Annotated in this window: 1 protein-coding gene and 1 pseudogene; one reads left to right on the forward strand and one right to left on the reverse strand. The window is 36.6% G+C overall.

All coding sequences use genetic code 11. The features are described from left to right. Nucleotides 1-1,106: tyrosine-type recombinase/integrase (locus ACFIKI_RS08255; protein WP_375666733.1), on the reverse strand; the 1,106-nt coding region annotated here is incomplete at its 3' end. A 726-nt stretch (nucleotides 1,107-1,832) separates the two neighbouring features. On the opposite strand from ACFIKI_RS08255, the pseudogene ACFIKI_RS08260 reads away from it, so the two are divergent. Next, nucleotides 1,833-2,527 (forward strand): annotated as a pseudogene (locus ACFIKI_RS08260) (hypothetical protein). Nucleotides 2,528-2,696: the final 169 nt, after the last annotated feature.

The raw sequence follows: 2,696 nt of genomic DNA on the forward strand, positions 1-2,696 counted from the left end.
TAGTCAGTCCGACGATAGGCACGCTCTACTTGTCCTCCTACTGTATGACTTAGAATAGTTTCAGCAACCTCATAGGGGGCATCGGTTGTTTCAGCGAGCCAATCACGTAAACTAGAGCGAAAACCATGGGGGCAGGCTTCAATTTTATTTTTTCTCATGTAAATATACATACACTTCTCAGCGAGGGGACCGCGACCTTTAGCAGAAAAGAAGAAATCATTGCGAGAGAGCAGGCGCGCTTGTTTCAAGATTTCTAATGCTTCTGTTGATAAAGGCACACGAAATTCTGTTGTAGCATCACGCTTTCCTTTCATATTTTCAGCAGGAATTGTCCATATATCCCCATCAATCTGGTCTTTATGAATATGACGTAAAGGATTTGTGCGAACGCCTGTCAGAATAAGCAAACGCAAAGCCAATTGTGTCATAGTTATTTTTTGACAAAGTGTTTTATAAAAAGCCGGCACATCTCTCCAATCCATTGCAGGTAAGTTTTTTATTTTATGGCGTTGTTTACCTAAGAGCGCGCGTGCTTTTTCTGTTGCCTGTAAATCAACATCCAATCCTAATGCAGCAGCATGTTTGAGACAAAGATTAAGACGATTAAGAGCTCTATAAGCAGTTCCAGCTTTTGAATGCCAGATAGGAGCAAGTGTATTGCGTATCTCTGTTTGTGTAATCTCTGAAACCGGCAGACAGCCTAATTTGGGAAGAATATGAAGGCGTAATGGTAAAAACCAACTTCCATTCTTACCATCATTTTTTAATTCAGCTTTACGACTTTCAAAAGCATCTACAGCAATGTCTTTTAAATAATGGAGATTGCTTATTGCTTCACGCTTTTGTTTTTCACGTTCTTTAATAGGGTCACGCCCTTCACGTAAAACAGCCCGCCACCCAGTTGCCAATTCACGGGCTTGTTTTAAAGAGACATCTCTTAAAGCACCCAAGCCCATTTCACGACGACGACCATGAATGGTATAGCGATAAATCCATTGAGCACCTCCATCTTTACGCTTATGAAGTAACAAGCCGGCACCATCATTATATTTGCCAGCCCCCAATGTTGCGACAGATCTTGCATTAAGACGGTTCATAAGAGCCATTTTTTAATCCTTTCTTATACAAATTTGATCCATACACTCATCCCACTTGTTATGTGCAAATGAGTGGTTTTGATTGATTCAAGATAAACAGATTTAAAATGAGACAATCTTACGTTATTCAGGGTTCTCATTCAATATGAATAACGCTAGATTATCATTATAAATCAATATCTTGTCAAAGGCAGTTAAGTCTAAAATGTGTTATTAAAAGAAATTAACAGAAATCTTAAAAGCCATTTAGTGACAAAATTGATAGGTTATAAAGTTTAAAATACGCATGATGAGAGCGTTTCTAAATATTATAAATGTATAGATTCAGAAAATACGCAGTCGTTTCACAAAGCCCGTAATATAGCTTTAAAAGCACATAAATATAAAAGAAGCAATTAATAGGCATAAGATATTATCAATACACAACGTATTTAAAAAATATCAAAAAAGATAAAATATTATTTGACAATAAATACGTATTTTGTTATATAAGTACTCAAGTGATCAAAACACTTTGTGATTAGCGGATAGATTACGAAACAATCTTTCCAAAACTTTTAAAAACTGGCTATCTTTTATGCTATGATTAGCATATATGATAATTTTGTCGGGTGTAGTTACGCCATAAAATACTCTTATGAGAAAAGCGTAACAACGGACTAATCACCGTGTTTTGAACGCCCGACACCCCTTATAGGGTGTCAATTTCAAAACTCTTGATTAGGACATATTAGTATGAATACTATAGTAAAAACCACCCCCGTTATCTCTTCTATTTCAAATGAAACTGCGCTTGTTAATCAACAAGAGCCTGCAAAAAAATACGAATTTATTGATGATTGTGAATATATCGATGGTCATTTCTTAACTCGAATTAGAGCCTTAAGAGATTTTGATGATGTCAAAAAAGGCGATTTAGGGGGGTATATTGAAAAGGAAGATAATCTCTCTCATGAGGGTAATTGCTGGGTGTATAATAAAGCTCGGGTCTTTTAAAATGCACGCGTCTTTGGAAATGCTAAAGTAAAAAACTTTTTTGTTGATGTCTATGGTAATGCGCATGCTAGCAACGCCGTTGTAATTGAAGGCAATGCACAAATTTATGATAACGCCCGTGTCACTGATCATGCTCATATTTCCGATAATGCTGTCATTTGTGATGATGCTCATGTCGGAGGCAATGCAAAAATAAGTGGCTCTGCTTACATTTGTGATGAATCACGTGTTTTTGATGATGCCGTTATTTGTGATGCTCTTATCTCTGGTTCTTCATATATTCATAGCAATGCCTCTTTAACAGCTAATGAAGATATCTGTGATGATGCAAGTTTGGGAGCGAAGATGATTATTATCGTCATGAGTATTATGCTGATTTTGAAGGGTATTATGACGATGATAATGACAGCGAATATGAAAGTGATGCTGCGTAAATAATGCGCGGGCGCGGCGGGGGCGCCCCTCTCTCAATTTTCCATTCCAAATTTTATCAAACGTTTATCACATTAGATTGTGAGGGTATCTCTATGTGCAAAAAATATGAATTAACCAGTGAAATCAAAAAAATCAAACATGCTCTTACTCGAAATATTATAAATCTTT

It is taken from the genome of Bartonella sp. TT121SHDZB, from assembly GCF_042193415.1.
Taxonomy (GTDB): domain Bacteria; phylum Pseudomonadota; class Alphaproteobacteria; order Rhizobiales; family Rhizobiaceae; genus Bartonella.